Below are 20474 nucleotides of genomic sequence, written 5' to 3' on the forward strand. Positions count from 1 at the left end.
CGCTCTCGAGTCTCGTGTGTCGTTCATCCGGTATTCAGTCGGCCAGCGCGTGCAGCACGGCATCCAGGTCGTCGGCGGTTGCCGTTTCCGGTTCGGGCGCCGGCGCCTGCGGTGCGGGCGAAGGAGACGCCGGGTCGCCGACCACGCCGGCCACGGCCGCCAGCTCGGCCACCGTCTGGTGTTCGAACAGCTGGTTCGGCTTCAGCAGCACGCCATGCTTGCGGGCATGCGACACCACCTGGATGCCGATCACGGAATCGATACCCAGGTCGAAGAAGTTGTCATGGATGCCGACCGGGGTGATACCCAATGCGCCCTCGATGATCCCCACCAGCACTTCCTCGGTCGGATTGGTGGGCGGCGCGGCGATCACGTCCTCGCGCACAACCTTTTTCTTTTCCGCGGGCGCGGCGGCCGGGGCGATGCGCTCTTCGCGCAACTTGCGCAACAGCGCGTCGACCGGGTGCGGGTTGACGATCCAGTGCCCGCCGTTGCGCAGCGCGAGGGCACGGGCAAACAGCGCGCGGCCTTCCTGCGGGGAGATCGAGCCGTCGTCCACCGCCGGTGCGGCGGCGGCAGGCTTTGCCGTCAATGCGCCAGCGGGAACCCGGCGCAGCTGGAAGTCCGCCACCTCGGCCAGCACCGTGCCATCCGGCGCGTACAGCGCGATGTCGAAGCGGATCACGTCGCGGTCGTCGGACATGCCGACGAACTTCACGTGGCTGTACAGGTGCGTGCCCAGCCGACCGTGCACGGCCAGGGCGCCGTACGTGAACGGCAGGTATTCGTCCTGCAGTCCCAGGTCCAGCCGCGCCAGCAGGTGCCCGGTGATCGGGCCGGTGGCCATGTCCAGCAAGGCCGGGTGCAGGCCCAGCGCGGCATCGTCCGCCACGCCGTCCGGCAGCGCCAGCTCGCCCAGCAGCTGCCGCCCGCCAAGGCGGATGCGGCGCACCACCTGCCAGTGGCGGCCCAGCTCCAGGAAGCCATCGTCGCCGACCATCGCCGCGGCGCCACCGGGGAAGTCCAGCACATCGGCACGGCATTCCTCGGCGATGGCCGCCAGGTCGGCCTTCGTCGCGCCCTCCTTCGCGCCAGCCGACACGGTGGCCGACAACACGGGACTGTCGCCCTCCTTCACTTCGACCGAATAACCGTCGCCGGCGCGCTGCAGCAACACGTCGACCGTGACCAGCCGGTCGGCCGGCACGAACAGCGGCCGGTAGAAGAACACGTCGGCCAGGGTGCAGGCTTCGCCGCCGCCGGCTGCTTCACTCCATGCGGCGCGCACTATCTCGATCAGCGCCGTGCCCGGCATCACGGGCGTGCCATGGATGCGGTGGTCCTGCAATGCCCAATGGTCCTGCGCACGCAGGTGCGCGGTGAACCGCAGCGTGGCGCCTTCGTCGGCGCGGCTGAACAGGTACGGGTGGGCCAGCGTGCGGCCGGCCGGCAGCGCCGGGGCGGACGCGGTATGGCCCATGGCAACCGCCATGCCGACTTCACGCCAGCCGCCATAGGCCAGCGACAGCGTGCGTTGGCCGCGCGCGCTGCGGCTGCGGGCAAACGCATCGAGGAAGGCGTTGGCAGCCGCGTAATCGGCCTGGCCAATACCGCCGATCGTGCCGAACAGCGACGACACGACGACGAAGAAATCGAGCGGCTGGCCGGCCAGCGCAGCTTCCAGCGCCAGCGCGCCGAGCACTTTCGGTGCGAGCACGGCATCGGCCTGGGCGCGGGTCTTCAGCGCCATCATGCCGGCACCGGCGATGCCGGCCGCGTGGACGACGCCGCGCACCGGCGGCATGTCACCCTGCACGCGTTCGACCATCGCGCGCACTGCGGCGGGGTCGGTGATGTCGCAACGTTCGGTGACGACCCGGGCGCCACGCGCCGCCATGCGCTGCAGGCGGCGGATGCGTTCGCGGCCCGCGGCATCGTCCGGGTGCGCGGCCAGCCATGCATTCCATTCGGCCTGCGGCGGCAGCGTGTTGCGGCCCACCAGCACCAGGTGGCGCGCACCGCGTTCCACCAGCTCGTCGGCGAACTCCAGGCCCAGGCCTCCGAGCCCGCCGGTGACGAGGTACGTGCCCTCGGCCGCCAGCGCGGCCGGCACCGCCGGTTCCGGCACCGCCATCGTCTCCACATGGGCCAGCCAGCGCGCGCCATGCCGCTCGGCCACGAACTGGTCCGCCGGGCCGGCCGGCGCATGCGGCGCCGCCTGCAGGCGGGCCAGTTCGTCGAGCATCAGCCGGGCGACATCGTCCGAACCGGCCGGAACATCGAGCACGCGGCTGGCGATGGCCCGGTGTTCGTAGCCGATCGCCAGGTGCACGCCCAGCATCGTGGCCTTCACGGCATCGACCGCTTCGCCCGGCTGCACGTCGAACACTTCGCTGGCCACGGACAGCAGCGGCAGCCGTTCACCAGCGTCGTTGCCGAATGCCTGCGTCAGCGCCAGCAATGTATGGAAACCCAGTTCCAGCGTGGCGCCGCTGTTGGCGACGGAGTCGCCACCGCTTGCCGGCAGCAGCCAGGCATGGACGATCGCATCGGGCTTGCCGGCATGTCGCGCCAGCGCTTCCCAGTCACCCGCCTGGTCCGGGCGCACCCAGTACGCGCCGTCGTCCACCACGCCGAACGCGGGACCCGGTTCGGCACAGGCCACGGTGGCGCCGGCGCCGCGCAGGGCTGCCGCCAGCACATTGCCCCGTGCGTCGTCGTGCGCCAGCAGCAGCACCTTGCGGCCGGCGAGCGCGGGCACGGCGTCCAGCCACGGCTGCCGGCGCCACGACGCCGCATGAAACCATTCGCCCATGTCGGCGCTGCGGCGCAGGCCCCCATCGAGGGTGCCGCTCGGCGCCAGCGGCGGTTCCATCCAGTGGCGTTCGCGTGCGAACGGATAGGTGGGCAGCGGAATCCGGCGGCCCAGGTTGAACGCGTCGACGCCGGCATAGTCCAGCGCATTGCCCGCCGCCCACAGGTTGCCCAGCGCGGCCAGCAGGAAGCGGTCGGCAGGCAGCACCTCCTGCGGATGGCGCATCAGCGGCACAGCTACGGCGGTGGGCTTGCCCGCGACCGTCCCGGCGATGTGGCGCACGAAGGTGCTCAGCACGCCCGCCGGGCCGGCTTCGACAAGGAAGCCGCAGCCATCGGCCAGCAGCGTTTGCACGCCGGCCTGGAACAGCACGGGCGACAGCAGGTGGCGCACCCAGTAATCGGGGTCGGTGGCCTCGGCCGCCGTCAGCCACGTGCCGGTGACGTTCGACACGACCGGCATCGTCGGCGCCTGCGGCGCGGCCGCGGCGACGGCGGCGCGGAATTGCCCGGCCATGGGTTGCATCATCGCGGAGTGGAACGCGTGCGACGTCTGCAGCCTGCGGCAGCCGGTGCCGGCCGCTTCCAGCTCGGCCGCCAGCGCATCGATGGCCGCCGCCGGGCCCGCAACGACGCTGGCGCGGGGGCTGTTGATGGCGGCCAGTTCGATGCCTTCGCGCAGGCAGCCACGCGCCTCGGCTTCGCCACCGCCGATCGACAGCATGGCGCCGGCCGGCATTGCGTGCATCAGGCGCCCGCGTAGCGCCACCAGGCGCAACGCATCGTCCAGCGTGAACACGCCGGCCACGGTGGCGGCCACGTATTCGCCCAGGCTGTGGCCCAGCAGCGCGGCCGGCATGATCTTCCATGCCTGCAGCTGCATCGCCAGCGCATATTCGACGGTGAACAGCGCCGGTTGGGCATAGCGCGTTTCACGCAGCAGCGCGCTGTCCGCCTCGGTGGGGGTGGCAGTCAGCAGCAGCCGGGCCAGGTCGGTGTCGAGGTGGCGGGCCAGCGTGGCGCAGCAGGCGTCGAACGTGTCGCGGAAGACGGTGCAGCCGGCATGCAGTTCGCGCGCCATGCCGGCGTACTGCGAGCCCTGTCCCGTGAACAGCAGGGCCAATTTCTTCGTGGCCGGCAGTGCCGGCGTCTTGCCCGGCTCCTTCGCCAGCCTGTCCAGGTTGTCGATCAGTTCGGCCGCATTGCGCGCCACCACGGCGCCGCGCAGGTCGAATGCGCGGCGGCCCTCCTGCAAGGTGAACGCCACGTCGTCCAGGTCCGTTTCCGGGTGGCGTTCGAGGAAGCGGGCCAGCTGGCCGGCGGCGCGGCCCAGCGCGCCGGGCGTTTTCGCCGACAGCGGGAAGATGCGCAGCTTCTCGCCCGACACGGTGGGCTTCGTGATCGGCGGCTCTTCCAGGATCAGGTGGGCATTGGTGCCGCCGATGCCGAACGAGCTGACGGCGGCCACCCGCTTGCGGCCGGGCGCGGTGCGCCATTCGTTCAGCCGGTCGTTGACGAAGAACGGCGTCGCCGGGAAATCGATGCGCGGGTTCGGCGTATCGAAATGCAGGCTTGGAGGCAGCATGCCGGAGCGCGCCGCCAGCGCCGCCTTGATCACGCCGGCCACGCCGGCGGCCGGCGCCAGGTGGCCCACGTTGGTTTTTACGGAGCCGATCGCGCAATAGCCGCTGCGGTCCGTGTGGACCCGGAATGCGCGCGTCAAGGCCGTGATCTCGATCGGGTCGCCCAGCGACGTGCCGGTGCCGTGCGCCTCGATGTAGCCGATGTCGTCCGGGTGGGTGCGGGCGGCCTTCAGCGCACGCGTGACCGCTTCCACCTGCCCGTCGATGCCGGGCGCCGTGTAGCCGGCCTTGTGCGAGCCATCGTTCGTGACCGCCGAGCCGCGGATCACGGCGTAGATGTTGTCGTCGTCCGCCTCGGCATCTTCCAGGCGCTTCAGGACGATGACACCCACGCCGCCCTCGGAAAACACGGTGCCCTTCGCACCCGCGTCGAAGGCGCGGATGCAGCCGTCGTCCGAATTCAGGCTGCCTTCCGTGTAGTTGTAGCCGTGGCCGGCCGGCACGGTGGCCATCGAACCGCCGGCCAGCGACAGGTCGCATTCGCCGGCGCGCAGCGCCTGGCATGCCATGTGGATCGCCACCAGCGACGTGGAGCACGCCGTCTGCACCGTCACGGACGGGCCGGTGAGATTGAGCTTGTAGGCCACGCGGTTGCTGAGGTAATCCGGTTCGTTGCCGATGCCGGCGATCAGGTCGCGGTCCGATGCGCACATGATCTCGCGGTTGGAATACACATTGTTCAGGAAGTAGCGCGACAGCCCGGTGCCGGCATACACGGCGGCCGTGCCGCGGTAGCCGTCCGGCGCGTAGCCGGCATCTTCCATCGCCGCCCACGACGCTTCCAGGAACAGCCGCTGTTGCGGATCGATCAGCTCCGCCTCGCTGGGCGCGTAGCCGAAGAAGCCGGCATCGAACTTGTCCACGTCCGGCAGGTGATAGCCGGCGCCGACCCAGCCGCCGCCGGCCACCTGCCGCTCGACGTAGGGCACGGTCAGGTAGTCGTGGGCATCGATGCCCGCGCGGATTTCTTCCGGCGTGAACTGGCGCAGCGCGCTGCGGCTTTCGCACAGCATGTTCCAGAAGCTTTCCACGTCGGGCGCGCCCGGGAAGCGGCCACTGATGCCGATGATCGCGATCTTGCCCGACGAGACTTGGTTCTCTTTCATGGTATTCCCCTGAATATGTTTCATTGAGCCCGGCGGCGGCGGCCGCGCGGTGCGTCGTTGTTGTCGTTGTTCTTGCCTGCACCCGCGGCCGACGTGGCGTCGCCCTCCACGTGCCGCACCAGGTCGGCGATGGTCGGGTGGCCGAAGAACATGTCGAGCAGGCTCACGTCGCGCGACAGGCGTGGTTGCAGGCGCGTGTGGATGCGGATCATGTCCACCGAGGTGCCGCCCAGGTCGAAGAAGTTGTCGGCCGGGCTCACGTGCGGCACGTCGAGCACCTCGGCCCACAGCGCGCAGATGTCCGCGGCCAGCGGGCTGGCGGTGCCGGCGCGCATGGTGCCCGGCGCCTGCCTTGCCACCGGCTCGGGCAGCGCCTTGCGGTCCACCTTGCCGTTGGCCGACAGCGGCAACGATTCGAGCCGCACGAACTGGCGCGGCACCATGTACTCGGGCAGGCGGCGGGCCAGGTGGGCGCGCAGCCCATCCTCGAACGCGGCCTTCGACAGCGACGCGTCGGGATCGTTCGCATTGCCTGCTGCTTCCCGGCCCGGCAGGCCACCGGCCAGCATGTGGAGGTACATCGCGTCGCCGCCCAGCGCGAACGGATCGCCGGCCCGTTCCGCGTCGAAGCCGCCCAGCTGCACGAGGCCCAGGCCGGCCGCAGCGGCGGCGTCTTCCAGCAGGTGGCTCATGGCCCCCGCCTCCAGCAGGCACAGCGTGGGCGCCGCGGCGCCGTACTGCGGCTCGATCGCCTGCCGGGAACCGACGAGGAACAGGCGGAACGCGGCGGCGGCGGCGATCGGCTGGTTGCGGCGCGGGTACAGATCCGCGTCCAGCGTCACGCCGGCGGCCACCTGCTGCAGCGCGTTGCGCACCGGGTGGTAGTAGTAGATGCCGGGTTCGATCCCGTCGACACGGCTGATGTGCAGGTACAGCTGCACCGGGTACAGGCCGCCGGCCGAGGCGTAGCGGTAGCGCGGCAGGCCATCGTCGCCGCCCTGGCGCAGCGGTTCGAGCAGGCGGGCCAGGGCCGCCGGCGACACCGCTTCCGCCGCGAACACGCGGGTGGAGCGGCGTTCGATGCGCCGCGGTGCCGTGTCGCCGAGCGCCGTTTCGCTGCCGTGCAGGCGGCGCACGCCCGGTTGCGACAGGATGCCCTGCAGCTTGCTCGCGCTGCCGTCGTCGTCGCGCAGGTAATAGCCGACCAGCTGGCCCGCCTTGCCGGCGCCCACGTTGGCGACGGACGCCTGCACGCCCGGCCAGGCGTTCATCGCGCTTTCGATTTCGCCCAGCTCCACGCGGTAGCCGTTGACCTTCACCTGGAAATCGATGCGGCCCAGGATTTCCAGCGTGCCGTCCGGCAGCCAGCGCCCCAGGTCGCCCGTGCGGTACAGCCGCGCGCCGCTGTGCGGGCAGGTGACGAATGCCTGCGCGGTGCGCTCGCGGTCCTGCCAGTAGCCGACGGCCACGCCGATGCCGCCGATGCACAGTTCGCCGGGCACGCCCACCGGGCAGTTGTCGAGGTTCGCGTCGCGCACGTGGAAGGTCTGGTTCACCATCGGCTTGCCGTAAGGGATGCTGCGCCAGGCCGGATCGATGTCCGCGACGGGATGCAGGATCGACCAGATCGACGCTTCCGTTGCGCCGCCCAGGCTGTAGATGGCCGCGTTCGGGCACCAGGTGCGCAGCTGCGCCGGCAGGGCCAGCGAGATCCAGTCGCCGCTCATCATGGCCACCCGCAGGCGCGGGTCGGGCCGCTCGGCCACGTCGCGCAGATAGCCCACATACAGGTCGAGCAGCGCCGGCACCGTGTTCCACAGCGTGACGCCGTGGCGCGCCATGATCGCGGCCCAGTGCGCCGGTTCGCGCGCATGGCCGGCGTCGGGCAGCACGAGTGCGCCACCGGCGCCCAGCACGCCGAAGATGTCCCACACCGACAGGTCGAAGTTCAGCGCCGACAGCCCCAGCACGCGGTCGTCCACGCCCACCTGCATGCGCTGGTTGACGTCGATGCAGGTGTTCAGCGCGCCGCGGTGGTCGATGGCCACGCCCTTCGGCGTGCCGGTCGAGCCGGACGTGTAGATCACGTAGGCCAGGTCGGACGGCGCGCGCAGGGCCGGCAGCGGCCGCGGCGCAGCGGGCGCCAGCGCGTCCAGTTCGACGACCATGCAGCCGGCAATGGAACGCTGGCGCAGCGTGGCCGCGTCGGTGACGACGGCGGCCGCGCCGGACAGGCGCAGCACCTCGTCGATGCGCTCCTGCGGCAGGCTGGGCTCGATGGGCAGGTAGGCGGTGCCCGCCTCGAGGATGCCCAGCACGGCCACCACCTGGGCGGCCGATTTCGGCAGCATCACGGCGACCAGGGCACCGGTCGGCACTTCGCGGGCGCACAGTGCATGGGCCAGCGCATTGGATTCGCGGTACAGCGCGCCGAACGTGAGCGCGCGGCTGCCGTCGGCCACCGCCAGGCTGTCCGGCCGCGCGTGGCACTGGGCCAGCAGCGGCTGGTGCAGCAGCCCGGCCGGCACCGGCGCGGCCGTGGCATTGGTGCGCGCCATCAGCGCCTGCTGGGCGGTGGGCACCAGGTCGAGCCGCGGCTGCTGCCACGCCGTGCCGTCGCGGGCCAGGCGCTGCAGCAGGCCCGTGAAGGCATCGAACATCGCATCGACGAAGCCATGCTGGAACAGTTCATCGACGCTGTCCCAGTCGATGGCGAGGTCGCCGCCGTATTCGCCGGCCTGGCAGTCGAGCCACACCTGCGGCGTTTGCGTGACGGCATAGGCGGTATGGCCCAGCCAGTCCAGCGGGGCGACATCCGCATGCGCGGCGACGCTGCCGTTGCCGTTGCCATTGCCGCTATTGAGGGCGCCGGTGAACACGACCGGCATCATCACCGAGCCGGCGCCGCGCCGGCGTTCGGTAAGCTCGCGCAGCACGCGCACGCCGCTGACGGCGCGGTGGTCGAGGTCCTGCCACAGCTGGCGCTGCACGCCCAGCGCGATGTCGGCGAAGGCGCGCGGCGTGGACAGGTCGAAGGCCAGCAGCGTGACGGTGGTGAAGTCGCCGACCAGCCGGTCGACGTCCGGGTGGAACGGCAGCCGGTTGAACAGCGTGAGGTTCAGCGTGAAGCGTGGCGATTGCGACCAGCGCCGCACCACGCAGGCATAGATCGACAGCAGCAGCGCGGCCGGCGTGATGCGCAGCGCGCCGGCGCGTTTCTTCAACGTTTCCCAGTCGGCCCGCGGCAGGCGCAGGCTGCGGTGCGTGAACTTCGGCGCGTCGATCGATTCCGGGCTGCGCGCCAGCGGGAATTCCGGCGGCGGCGGCAGGTCTTCGAGCCGGTTGCGCCAGTAGCGCAGCGATTCCTGGAACCCCGGCGTGTCTTCCATCTGGCGCAGGCCGGCCTCGTAGTCGGCGAACGAGAAGGCCAGCGCCGGCAATTCGTCATTCGGGTGATCATGGTAATGCTGCCAGTCGTCGCTGATCAGGTCGAAGCTGTGGGCGTCGAGGATCAGCACGTCGAGCGACAGGTGCAGCCGCAGCACGCCTTCCGGCAGCCGGCTGGCGCGGATCTCGAACAGCGGCCAGATGTCGGCCGGCAGTACCTGGTGCGACAGTTCCTCGCGCAGCGCGGCCAGCCGCGCGCCGCGTTCCGCCGGCGGCAGGGCCGACAGGTCTTCCACCTTGAAGCGGTAATACGGCACGTCGGCCAGGATGCGCTGGTTGCCGTCGGACTGCACGACGGCGCGCAGCATGTCGTGCCGGGCGATGACGCGGTTGAATGCCCGTTCCAGCCGTGGCAGGTCGGCGCCGCGCGCCTCGATTTCCAGGTAGCCGTGCGCGGACACGTTGCCCATCGCGAAGCTGCCCTGCCGGCCCACCCAGTAGGCCTGCTGGATTTCCGTCAGCGGGAACGGTTTGCGGCGGCGGCTCGCATCCGGCGCCAGTTGCGGCACGCCTTGCCCCCGCGCCACCACCTCGCGCCGCTCGCGCATGCGCGCCAGCAGCGTTTCCGTCTGCGACCGGGACAGGCCGGCGATCTTGTCGATGATATCCATGCTCTTCTCCTTACAGCGCGGGGTCGGCGGACACTTCGGCCACCAGTTCATGCAGGTCGCCCATGCCATCGGCCAGCGCGGCCAGCAGCGTTTGCGACAGTTCGGCCACGGTGGGCCGCGTCATCAGGTCCGACAGGCGCAGCGCCGCGTGCCAGTGCTGGTTCACGTCGAACAGCAGCCGCGTGGCCAGCAGCGAATGGCCGCCCAGCGCGAAGAAGTCGCCATCGATGCCGACCGCTTCAGGTTCCAGGCCGAGGTGCACGGCAAAGCGCTGCGCCAGGTCTTCCTCGACGGCGTTGCGGGGCGCCTGCCGGGCGTGCGTTTGCGGTTCGCCGGCACCCGTCGCCGCCAGCCCGGCCAGTGCGCGGCGGTCGGTCTTGCCGTTCGGCGTGAGCGGCAGTTGCGCCAGGCGGTGGAACGAGGACGGCACCATCCAGCGCGGCAGGCGCTCGGCCAGCGCGGCGCGCAGTGGCGCTTCCATGTCGCTGGCCGCGCTGTAGAAGGCTGCCAGCCGGGCCGGTTCGCTATGCGCGACGACGGCGCCGGCCTCGACGCCGGGCACGGCGCGCAGCGCCGCGTCGATCGCGCCCAGTTCCACGCGGTGGCCGCGGATCTTCAGCTGGTCGTCGCGGCGACCCAGGTATTCCACGGTGCCGTCGGGCAGCAGCCGGCCCAGGTCACCCGTGCGGTACATGCGGCTGCCGGCATTGCCGGACAGCGGATCGGGAATGAAGCGCTCGGCGGTCATGCCGGGGCGGCCCAGGTAGCCGCGCGCCAGGCCGTTGCCGGCGAGGCAGATTTCACCCTGCGCGCCGGCCGGCACCGGCTGCAGCGCTTCGTCCAGCAGATACAGGCGGGTACCCGGCAACGGGCGGCCGATCGTGACGGCGCCCTCCTCGCCCGGCGCCAGGCGCAGCCACGTGGAATACGTGGTGTCCTCGGTCGGGCCGTACAGGTTGCAGACGGTCAGCTGCGGCCACAGGGCGCGCACGCCGTCGACCAGCACCTGCGGCAACGCTTCACCGGCCAGGTTCAGCACGCGCACGGCCGGCGGCAGGCACTGCTCGCGGGCCAGCTCGGCGGCGGCGCTGGGCACGGTATTGACCAGCGTGACGTCGGCAAACCGGGCGTCGCCGGCATCGCCGCCCTGCGTCAGCGCCAGCACGTTGTCGACCAGGACGATCCTGCCGCCGTGCGCCAGCGGCAGGAACAGCTCGAAGACGGACAGGTCGAAGCACACCGACGTCGAGGCCAGCATGCCGGCCCGTTCCTCGGCCGTGAACTCGGCGGCGGCCCAGTCGAGGAAGGTGCACACGGTGCGGTGCTCGATCGCCACGCCTTTCGGTTCGCCGGTGGAGCCGGACGTGAAGATCACGTAGGCCAGCTGGCAAGGCGAGACATCCACCGCCGGTGCGTGCTCCGGTTTTGCTTCCAGCGCGGCATCGTCCAGCACGAAGCGCGGGCAGGCGCCCAGCGCCACGTCCCCCGTGCCGGCGGCCGTGATCACCAGCGCCGCGCCGGACAGGCGCAGCACCGTGTCGATATACGCGGCCGGGTAGGCCGGATCGACCGGCACGTAGGCCGCGCCGGCCTTCAGCACGGCCAGTAGCGCCACCGGCAGGTCGGCCGTGCGCGGCAGGCAGACGGCCACGCGGTCCTCGGGCCGGACGCCGCGCGCCAGCAATGCATGGGCCAGCCGGTTGGCGCGGGCATCGAGTGCACCGAATGTCATTGTCTCCAGCCCGCAGCGCAGCGCGACCGCGTCCGGGTCGCGCGCGGCCTGTGCTTCACACAGCCGGTGCAGGCAGCCCTCGTTCATCGCCACCGCCGGCTGCGCTGCGAGCGCCTGGCGCTCTTCCGGCAGCAGCGCGTCGAAGCCGGCCAGCGGCTGTTGCGACGCAGCAGCGATGCGCTCCAGCAGGTGCGCATAGCGGCGCAGCATGGTCTGGGCGGTGGCTTCGTCGAACAATGCCGCCGAATAGGTCAGTACCAGCTCGATGCCGTCGGTGGCCAGCAGCGCGTCGAGCGTGAGCTCGTATTTCGTGTGCGTGGCCGGCGGCACCATTGTGCGCGTCGCCACGCCCGCCCCCTGCCATGCGTCGTGCGCTTCGCAGTTGAACAGCACCTGCACGAGCGCCGGCCGGGCCGGGTCGCGTTCCAGGCCGGCGGCGCGCACCATGTCGGCAAACGGGAATGCGCGGTGCGCCAGCGCATCGGCCACTTCGGTGCGCACGCTGCGCAGGAAATCGGTGAACGGCTGCTCCGGTACCACGGCGGTCGTCAACGGCACGACGTTGACGCCGAAGCCCACGTACGACTCCGCCGCGCCGGCCGGATGCACGGAGACCGGCACCCCGATGACGAAGCGGGCGGCACCGCCCAGCCGGGCCAGCAGCAGGCGCCAGGCCGCGTTCAGCGTCATGAATGGCGTGGCCTGGGCTGCGGCGCCGAGCCGGCGCACGGCATCGAGCATGGCCGCCGGCAGCTGCAGCGTGACGCGGCCCGCTTCGAAGCGCTGCACGGCGGGCAGCGGGCGGTCGACCGGCAGCTCCGGTGCCGGCGGCACCTGCGCCAGCCGGTCGCGCCAGTAGGCGGCGGCGGCCGGATCGATCTCGTCGAGCTTGCGGCAGGCCGCGTCGACCGGCAGCACCGGTTTCAATGGCGCCACGCCGCCCTGCTTCAGCGCGCCATACAGCGCCCACAGCTCGCCGGCCAGGCGGCCGAACGACATGCCGTCGATGACGAGGTGGTGCGCCAGCAGGTATAGCCAGGCTTCGCCGGACGGCAGCGACAGCAGCCAGGCGCCGGCCAGCGGGCCTCGGCGCGGATCGAGCGGCGTACGCTGGCGCACGGCGATCCAGTCACGCGCGCGCCCCTTTGCGCCATCGCCCAGCATCGAAAAGTCGACCTGTTGAAGCGCCAAGGACGCGGCGGCCGGCACCACGAAGCACTCGCCCTCTTCGGCGACCTGGGCACGCAGCAGCGGGTGGCGTGCTACCGCTGCGGTCCACGCCTGTGCCAGCAGGCCCGCATCGAGATCGCCCGTCACGGCATACAGCGCGCCTTCGTTGTAGGCCGGTGCGATCTGCTCGCCCAGCTCCAGGTGCACGAGGATCTGGCGCTGCGCTTCCGACATCGGCAGCGCGAGGTCGCGTACTGGCCGCGCACGCAGCACGGCCTGGCCTGCCGACACGAGCAGCGCTTCCGCTTGCGTGAAGCCGGCGGTGGCAAGGCGGTCGAGCCAGCGTTCGGGAGGCATCAGCGCATGGTCGGGGCGCACGTCCGTATCGTCGCGCTGCCACCAGCCTTCGGTGATGCCGAACACGAGGTCGAGCCACGCATGCGCCTGTGTGCATTCCTGCAGCAGCAGGGTGCCGCCGTCGACCAGCAGCGCGTCGAGCCTGGCCAGCGTGGCCGCCAGGTCGGGCGTGGCGTGAACGACGTTGGCGGCGACGATCACGTCGAACGTGCCCTCGATGCCCTGCTCCGCCGCGCCGCGGGTGAGGTCGAACTGCCGGTACGTGACGCGGTCATCGGCCAGTTCGCGCTCGGCGCGGGCCAGGAAGGCCGGCGAGATGTCGGTGTACCAGTAGTCGCACCCTGCGCCGAGCCGGGCCAGCAGGCGGCGCGCGACGGTGCCGGTGCCGGCACCTGCCTCCAGGATACGCAGCGGCCGGCCGGCGGCCTTTTCGCAGTCAGCCACCGCGTCGACCAGCCGTTCGTTGGCCGCTGCCGCCCCCGGCGCTTCCGCATACAGGCGCGTGAGCCATTCGAAGCCTTCGCCGCGGAACAGCACGTCGACCGCTTCGCGTCGGCCGGCCAGCACGTCCGGCAGCGCTACCGCGCAGCGGTCGGCGAGCGCGGCGATGGCCTGGGGCAGCCGCTCGGCCAGCACGGCGCGGCGCTGTGGCAGCGCGGCGGCCAGCCGGCGCAGCGCATCGGCACGGGGCGCGCCCAGGTGTTCCAGCATGCGGTTCAGCAGTTTCGCATGGGCCGGCGTCACGGGGGCCGCCGCATCGTCGCGCCAGCCCAGCTTGACGAGGGCGTCGGCGAATGCGGCCAGCGCGAAATCGTCCAGCGCGAGCGTGGCCGCTTCCGGCGCCATGGCGGTTCTGTCGAGAGACAGTCCGCCGCCATCGCCGCCCGGGAAGAAGCCGCCGGCGCGCATCGCGTTGGCGCTGTCGATCGCGGCAGCCACGATGCGTTCGATGTCCGCATCGTCGTGCGCGGTGGTCAGGAAGCACGTGTGGCCTTCCCAGATATACACGCCGCGCAAGGTCATGTGATAGAAGAACAGGTTTGCCTCGATCGGCTGGAACTCGACGCTGAAGTTATTGAAGAACACGAACCGCAGCAGCGAGCCGGCATGGTCGACGTGGATCGGGAACCGGGCGGCGGCGTAGTGCGCGTTCAGCCGCGCCGCCAGCCGCGCCGTGCGCCCGTTCAGCGTGCGGTACAGTTCCTCGCCTTCCGCCTCGATGCGTTCCAGCACGGCGATGCACGAGGCCATCGTCAGCGGGTGCGCCGAGAACGTGCCGGCGAAGAACGTGTGCGGCTGGCGCGGCGCGGAATCGTCGCCGTAGCGCCAGGCGCCGCCGTCGATCGCATCCATGAAGCGCGCACGGCCGGCGATGACCCCGATCGGCATGCCGCCGCCGGCCACCTTGCCGTACGTGACGATATCGGCCCGCACGTCATACCACGCCTGGGCGCCGCCGGCGTGCAGCCGGAAGCCGGTGATCATCTCGTCGAACATCAGCGCGCAACCCGTTTCATCGGCGATGCGGCGCAGCTCGTGCAGGAACGCCTTGGGCTGCAGGCCGGGCCGGCGGCTCTGCACCGGCTCGGCAATGATGGCCGCCGCTTCGGGTGCCAGTTCGCGGATCTTTTGCAGCGATGCTTCGGTGCCCCACTCCAGCATCGTCACTTCGCGCGCGCTGGACGCCGGCACGCCAGGGGCGCCGGGCTGGCCTTCGATGCCGCCACGGCCGGCACTGGCCAGCGTGGCGTCGGAATGGCCGTGGTACGAACCGGTGAAGCGGATGATGCGCGTGCGGCCGGTGACGGCGCGGGCCAGCCGGATCGCCGTCATCACGGCCTCGGTGCCGGAGTTGGCGAACGCCACGCGCTCGGCGCCGGTCAGCCGCGCCACCAGGGCGGCGGCCCGGCCGGACAGGGGCGATTTCGGCCCCACCTGGATGCCGTCGACCAGCTGCTTGCGCAATGCGTCGACGACCATCGGCGGATTGTGGCCGAACAGGCACGAACCGAAGGCCATCGTCAGGTCCACGTAGTCGTTGCCGTCGATGTCGGTGACGTGGCTGCCGGCGCCGCGGTCGACGACCAGCGGGTAGATCATCTCCTTCGTGGCGCGCTTGAAACCCAGCGAGCTGCGGTAATCGGCGAACACGGCGCGGTGCTGCTCGGCGTAGGCGCGCGAGCCGGCCGTTTTCGCGGTATAGGCGCGGGCCAGCTCGTCGATATGGGCGGCCTTGCGGCTGTCGAGGGCCGGCGCGGCGGGGGCCGCGGGTGCAAGGAGAGCAGTAGATGCGGAAGCAGGCGCGGAGGCAGGCGCAGGAACGGCAGCCGGTTGCGACGGCATGGCGGCCGCCGGCGCGGCAGGTGCCACGGGTGTCGATGCCATCGATGCATTGCCGCCGGCCTGCGCCATCTGCAAGGCCATCACGTCGCGCAGCGTGGCCAGTTGCTGTTCGAACAGGCGGGCCAGGTTGTCGATGCCGCCGGCGGCAGGGGTCGCGGCGGTGACTGGGGCGATCGGGGCGGCAAGGGCGACAGCGGAGGCCGGTGCGGTTGGTTCCACTATGACCACCGGTGCATGCGTCGCGACGTGCGCGGCCAGCCGGTCGATCGTGTCGAGCCCTTCGAACAGCGCGGGCAGTTCGATCTTCACGGCGAAGCGCGTTTCGATGCGGCCGCCGAACTCGGTGAGCACCAGCGAATCGGCACCGCTTTCCAGGAAGCTGCGGCGGTTGTCCACCGCATCGGCCGGGCAGCGCAGCAGTTCGGCCAGCGTGGCGCGCAGCCAGCCCGCGGCATCGGCGCCGGCCTGGGTAGTGGGAGCGGCAACGGCGGCCGGCGTATGGGGAGCATTCATGACAGGTGCCTCGGAAGTTGAAATCCAGTGGGAAGCGAGATCGAACGGGTAAGCCGGCAGCGCGATGGCGGGGTCGGCATCCGTGCCGGCCAGCGCCGCCCAGTCGGGCCGCGCGCCGATGCAGTACAGCCGGGCCAGCGCGGCGAAAATGCCGCGCAGCGCGGTGCCGGGCACGCACGACACCACGTCGGTGCCCGGTACGGCGCCGCGCCGCAGCAGGCCCGCCAGCACGGCCTGCGGCGCGATTTCCAGCAGCACGTCCGCACCCTCGTCCTGGGCGGCGACAACGCAATCGGCGAAGCGCACCGTGCCGCGCAGGTGATCGACCCAGTAGCCGCCGTCGACCTGCTGCAAACGGGTGCCGCGCAGGTTGCCGTAGAGCGGGATGACGGGCACGCGGTAGCCGATGCCGGCGGCCACGCGGCCGAATTCGCCGAGCACCGGATCCATCAGTGCCGAGTGAAAGGCCGTTTCGACCTGGAGCGGCTGCGCAGTGAAGCCGGCGGCCAGCACGGCTTCACGTGCGGTGTCGAGGGCCGCGGCCGGGCCGGTCAGCGTGACCACGCCGGGCGCGTTGACGGCCGCCAGCTCGACACCGGCCGGCAGGTGCGCCAGCCACGTATCGAGCAGGTCGGCGCGGCCCGTGACGGCCAGCATCGCGCCGCCCGTGCAGTGGCTCATCAGCCGGGCGCGCGTGGCCACCAGCAGGGCCGCGTCTTCCAGGTCGAGCGCGCCGGCGATGCAGGCCGCCATGTATTCGCCCAGGCTGTGGCCGAACGCGGCGGCCGGCTGGATGCCGCAGGCCATCAGCGTGCGTGCCAGCGCGTATTCGCAGGCGAACAGCGCGGGCTGGGCAAACGCGGTTTGCGCCAGCGTTTTACCGTCGAGCGGTTCGTTGCCGTAGAGTTGTTCCGCGAGGTGGCCCGCGAGGTGGCCCGTGACTGGCAGGCCGTGCTGCGCGAACGCGGCGGCAGCGGCATCGAACGCTTCGCGGTAGGCCGGCACGTGGCGGTACAGTTCCGCGCCCATCGCGGCCTGCTGCGCCCCCTGCCCGCCAAACACGAAGGCGATGCGCGGTGCCGGGCGACCCGTCACGTCGCCCTGCGCCAGGCTGGCGGCGCCTTCCAGCTGCGCGGCGAGATCCGCCGCATCGGTGCCGATGGCCACGGCGCGTCGCGACAGTGCGGAACGGCCCGCTGCCGCCACGCGGGACAGGCGGTGCAGCGCGGCCGGGTCTTCACGCAATTGCCGCGCATAGGCGTGGCACAGCGCGCGCAGCGCCCCTTCCGATTCCGCGCTGACCGGCAGGACCGCGGTGGGCAGGGATCCCGTGTTTGCAGGTGCCACGGTGTCATGACGTTCGAGGATCACATGGGCATTGGTGCCGCCGAAACCCATCGACGTGATGCCCACGTGGCGCAGCGGCGCGGCGGGCGCCGTGCCATCGGCAAGTTGCAGGCGGCCTTCGGCGCGGTCGAGCCTTGGATTGGCTTGCGACAGCCCGGCGACGGGCGGCACCTGCTGGTGCCGCAGGCACAGCACGGCCTTCACGAAACCGGCCAGGCCGGCGGCCGCCTCCAGGTGGCCGATATTGGCCTTCACGGTGCCGACCAGGCAAGGTGCGTTGGCGCCATTGCCATCGCCACGGTCCGCGCCAACGACCGCGTTCAGGGCGTTCCATTCGATCGGGTCGCCCAGCGCGGTGCCGGTGCCGTGCGCTTCGACGTATTGCACGGTAGCGCCCGCGATACCGGCGGCATCCAGCGCGGCGCGCAGCAGTTGCTGCTGGGCGTTGCCGTTCGGTGCCGTCAGCCCGAAGCTGCGGCCATCCTGGTTGACGGCGCTGCCGGCGATGCGGGCCAGGATGGGATTGCCGGATGCCTCGGCCGTATCGCGCCGGCGCAGCACGACGGTGACGACGCCCTCGCCGCGCACATAGCCATCGGCCGACGCGTCGAAGCTGTGGCACGCGCCGCTCGGCGACAGCATGCCGGCGCGGCGCAGCGTGGCCGACAGCCGCTCGTCGAGCAGCAGGTTGACGCCGGCGACGATGGCGGTATCGCATTCGCCATCCCGCAGGCTGCGCCACGCCATGTGCAACGCCACCAGCGACGACGAGCATGCCGTGTCGATCGCCACGCTGGGGCCGCGCAGGTCGAGGAAGTACGACAGCCGGTTGGCAACGATGCTGTTGGCGCCACCGGTGGCGGCATGGCCACCTGCCACGTCGTCGAGCACGCGCTGGCCGTATTCCTGGCCGCTGATGCCGACGAACACGCCGGTGCGGCTGCCGGCCAGTTGTTCGCGCGGGATGCGCGCCGCTTCCAGCGCATGCCAAGCACTCATCAGCAACAAGCGCTGGCGCGGGTCCATCCGTTCGGCTTCGTGCGCGGCGAGGTGGAAGAACGGGGCATCGAAGCCGTCGATATCGTCCAGCCAGCCGGCCTCGCCATCGGCACCCAATGCGCGGCGCGCGGCCGATGGCATGCCGACGGCGCGGTGGCCTTCGCGCAGCAGTTGCCAGAACGCCGCCAGGTCCGGCGCACCGGGGAAGCGGCCATGCATGCCGACGACGACGATATCGTCGCGTGCCTGCTCCTGCGCCGCCGGGTGTTCCGGCATCGCCGGTGCCGACGAATCGGCAAATGCGGCGGCCAGGTGGCACGCCACGGCGGCCGGCGTTGGATGGTCGAACAGCAGCGTGGTCGGCAGGCCGGGCATGGCGAATTCGCGTTCCAGTTCGCCGGACAGGCGCACGGCATCGTTCGAATCGAGGCCCCAGTCGGCAAACGCGCGGTCGGCACGGATCGCCTCGACCGGCAGGCCCGCCAGCTCGGCCACGCGGTGGCGCAGCCAGGCTTCGATACCGGCCTCATCGGCCGGTGCCGGCGTGCCCGCGGTGCCGGCAGCTGCCTGCGCGGCCAGCAGCGCCGGGCTGCGCCAGCCGGCCTTTTCTTCCAGCGTGCCGTCCAGGAACATCGCGCTCGTGGCGCGGCGCTGCACCTTGCCGCTGGTTGTTTTCGGGATCGTGCCCTGGCGGATCAGGGCGATGCCGGCCACCTTCAGCTCGTGGCTGTCGGCGATGCTGCGGCGGATGGCCGTCAGCACTTCATCGGTATCGCGCTCGGAGTTGAAGCGGCGGTCGGTCTCCGCCACCACGCACAACTGCTCTTCGCCGCCGACCTGCACCGCGAACGCCGCCGCGCCGGCCGGGCGCAGCAGCGGGTGCGCGCTGTCGACGGTATGTTCGATGTCCTGCGGATAGTGGTTGCGGCCGCGGATGATGATCACGTCCTTCATGCGGCCGGCGATGACGACCTGCCCGTCGTGCAGGAAACCCAGGTCGCCGGTGCGCATCCAGCGCCGGGCGTTCCTGCTGGCGGCATCGCTGGAGGCATCGCTGGCCAGCGTGCCGCCGAACGTTTCCTCGGTGCGCTGCGGGTTTTCCCAGTAGCCGGCGCCGACGGCGGCGTTGCGCACCCAGATCTCGCCCACGCGGTCGGCCGCGCAATGCAGGCGCGTGGCCGGATCGACGATGGCCAGTTCCGTATCGCCGATCGGGTAGCCGCTGCAGGCCAGCCAGGTGGTGCCCGGACCGCCCTCGGCACGCGGCTCGACGCGGTGGCATTCCAGCGCGCGGGCATCGACGAACAGGCCGTTCGGCTCCTGGCCGGCCACCTTCAGGTGGCTGCCGGTGACGATGCAGCTGGCTTCGGCCAGGCCCCAGCTCGGGTTGAACACGCCGGCGCGGAAGCCCGCTGCGGCGAATCTTTCCGTGAAGGCGCGCATGGTTTCCATCCGCACGGGCTCGGCGCCGTTCAGCGCGCCCTGCCAGCACGACAGGTCCAGTTCCGCCAGTTCGCTGGCGGTCACGCTTTTCATGGCCAGGTCGAAGGCGAAGTTCGGCCCCATCGTGTGCGTGATGCGGTAGCGGCTGATGGCGCGCACCCAGCGCGACGGCTGCTGCACGAACGAGGCGTTCGGCATGATGTAGCCGCGGATCGCCAGCCGGATCGGCGTGAGCAGGCCATAGATCAGGCCCAGGTCATGGAACGGCGGCAGCCAGTTCAGCAGGCTGGAATGTTCACCATGCGCGCAGCCGCGGGCAAAGTATTCGGTGTTGGCCAGCAGGTTCGCGTGGGTCAGCATCACGCCTTTCGGCAGCGCGGTCGAGCCGGACGTGTACTGCAGGAAGGCCACGCCATGCGGGTCGATCTGCGGCCGCCGCCAGTCATCGGCGCGGGCGGTGTCGACTTCCTCGCTGGCGATCCATGCCATGTCGCGCAGTGCCGGCATCGCATCGAACGATTCGGCCGCCTTGTCGGCCAGCAGGCGCGTGGTCAGCACGGCGCGCGGCGCGGCCGATGCGGCGATGGCCAGCAGTTTTTCCAGCGTCTGCTGCAGGCGCGCCGGCCGTGGCGGCGGCAGGGGCACGGCGATGCGGCCCGCATACAGGCAGCCAAAATACGCGCTGGTGAATTCCATGCCCGGCAGGTACAGCAGCATCACCCGGTCGCCTGGCTGCGTGCTGGCGGACAGCGCCTGCGCGATGGCGCGCGCCTCCTTGTCGAGATCGGCGAAGGTGGCGGTGGCGGCGGCTTCCTCGCCGTCCCGCAGGTAGGTGAGGACCGGGAAATCCGGCAGCCGGGCGGCCTGCTGTTGCAGCAGGTCCACCAGGTCGCGCGGATCGAAGTCGTCGTGCATGTTCATCGGTTGCCCCTGATAGTTTTAGTGTCGA

Annotated in this window: 3 protein-coding genes; all 3 read right to left on the reverse strand. The window is 71.2% G+C overall.

Annotated features, from left to right (window positions below):
* Window positions 1-34: 34 nt before the first annotated feature.
* From EWM63_RS10675 to EWM63_RS10685, 3 genes are read right to left on the reverse strand one after another with little or no spacing between them, the layout of a single operon-like run.
* Entirely contained in the window at window positions 35-5563 is a 5529-nt protein-coding gene (locus EWM63_RS10675; RefSeq protein ID WP_165390796.1) for a type I polyketide synthase, read from the reverse strand.
* Window positions 5564-5583: 20 nt separating this feature from the next.
* On the reverse strand, window positions 5584-9621 hold the full coding sequence (locus tag EWM63_RS10680; protein WP_165390797.1) for a non-ribosomal peptide synthetase: 4038 nt from the start codon (window positions 9619-9621) through the stop codon (window positions 5584-5586).
* A gap of 10 nt (window positions 9622-9631) precedes the next feature.
* Window positions 9632-20446 (reverse strand): non-ribosomal peptide synthetase/type I polyketide synthase, encoded by a 10815-nt coding sequence (locus EWM63_RS10685; protein WP_130186501.1) that lies wholly within the window; start codon window positions 20444-20446, stop codon window positions 9632-9634.
* Between the last annotated feature and the right edge of the window lie 28 nt (window positions 20447-20474).

It is taken from the genome of Pseudoduganella lutea (assembly GCF_004209755.1).
Taxonomy (GTDB): domain Bacteria; phylum Pseudomonadota; class Gammaproteobacteria; order Burkholderiales; family Burkholderiaceae_D; genus Rugamonas; species Rugamonas lutea.

Coding starts and splice junctions, on each gene's coding strand:
- EWM63_RS10675 (WP_165390796.1), bottom strand. CDS start 5,563: ATGAAAGAGAACCAAGTCTCGTCGGGCAAGATCGCGATCATCGGCATC.
- EWM63_RS10680 (WP_165390797.1), bottom strand. CDS start 9,621: ATGGATATCATCGACAAGATCGCCGGCCTGTCCCGGTCGCAGACGGAA.
- EWM63_RS10685 (WP_130186501.1), bottom strand. CDS start 20,446: ATGAACATGCACGACGACTTCGATCCGCGCGACCTGGTGGACCTGCTG.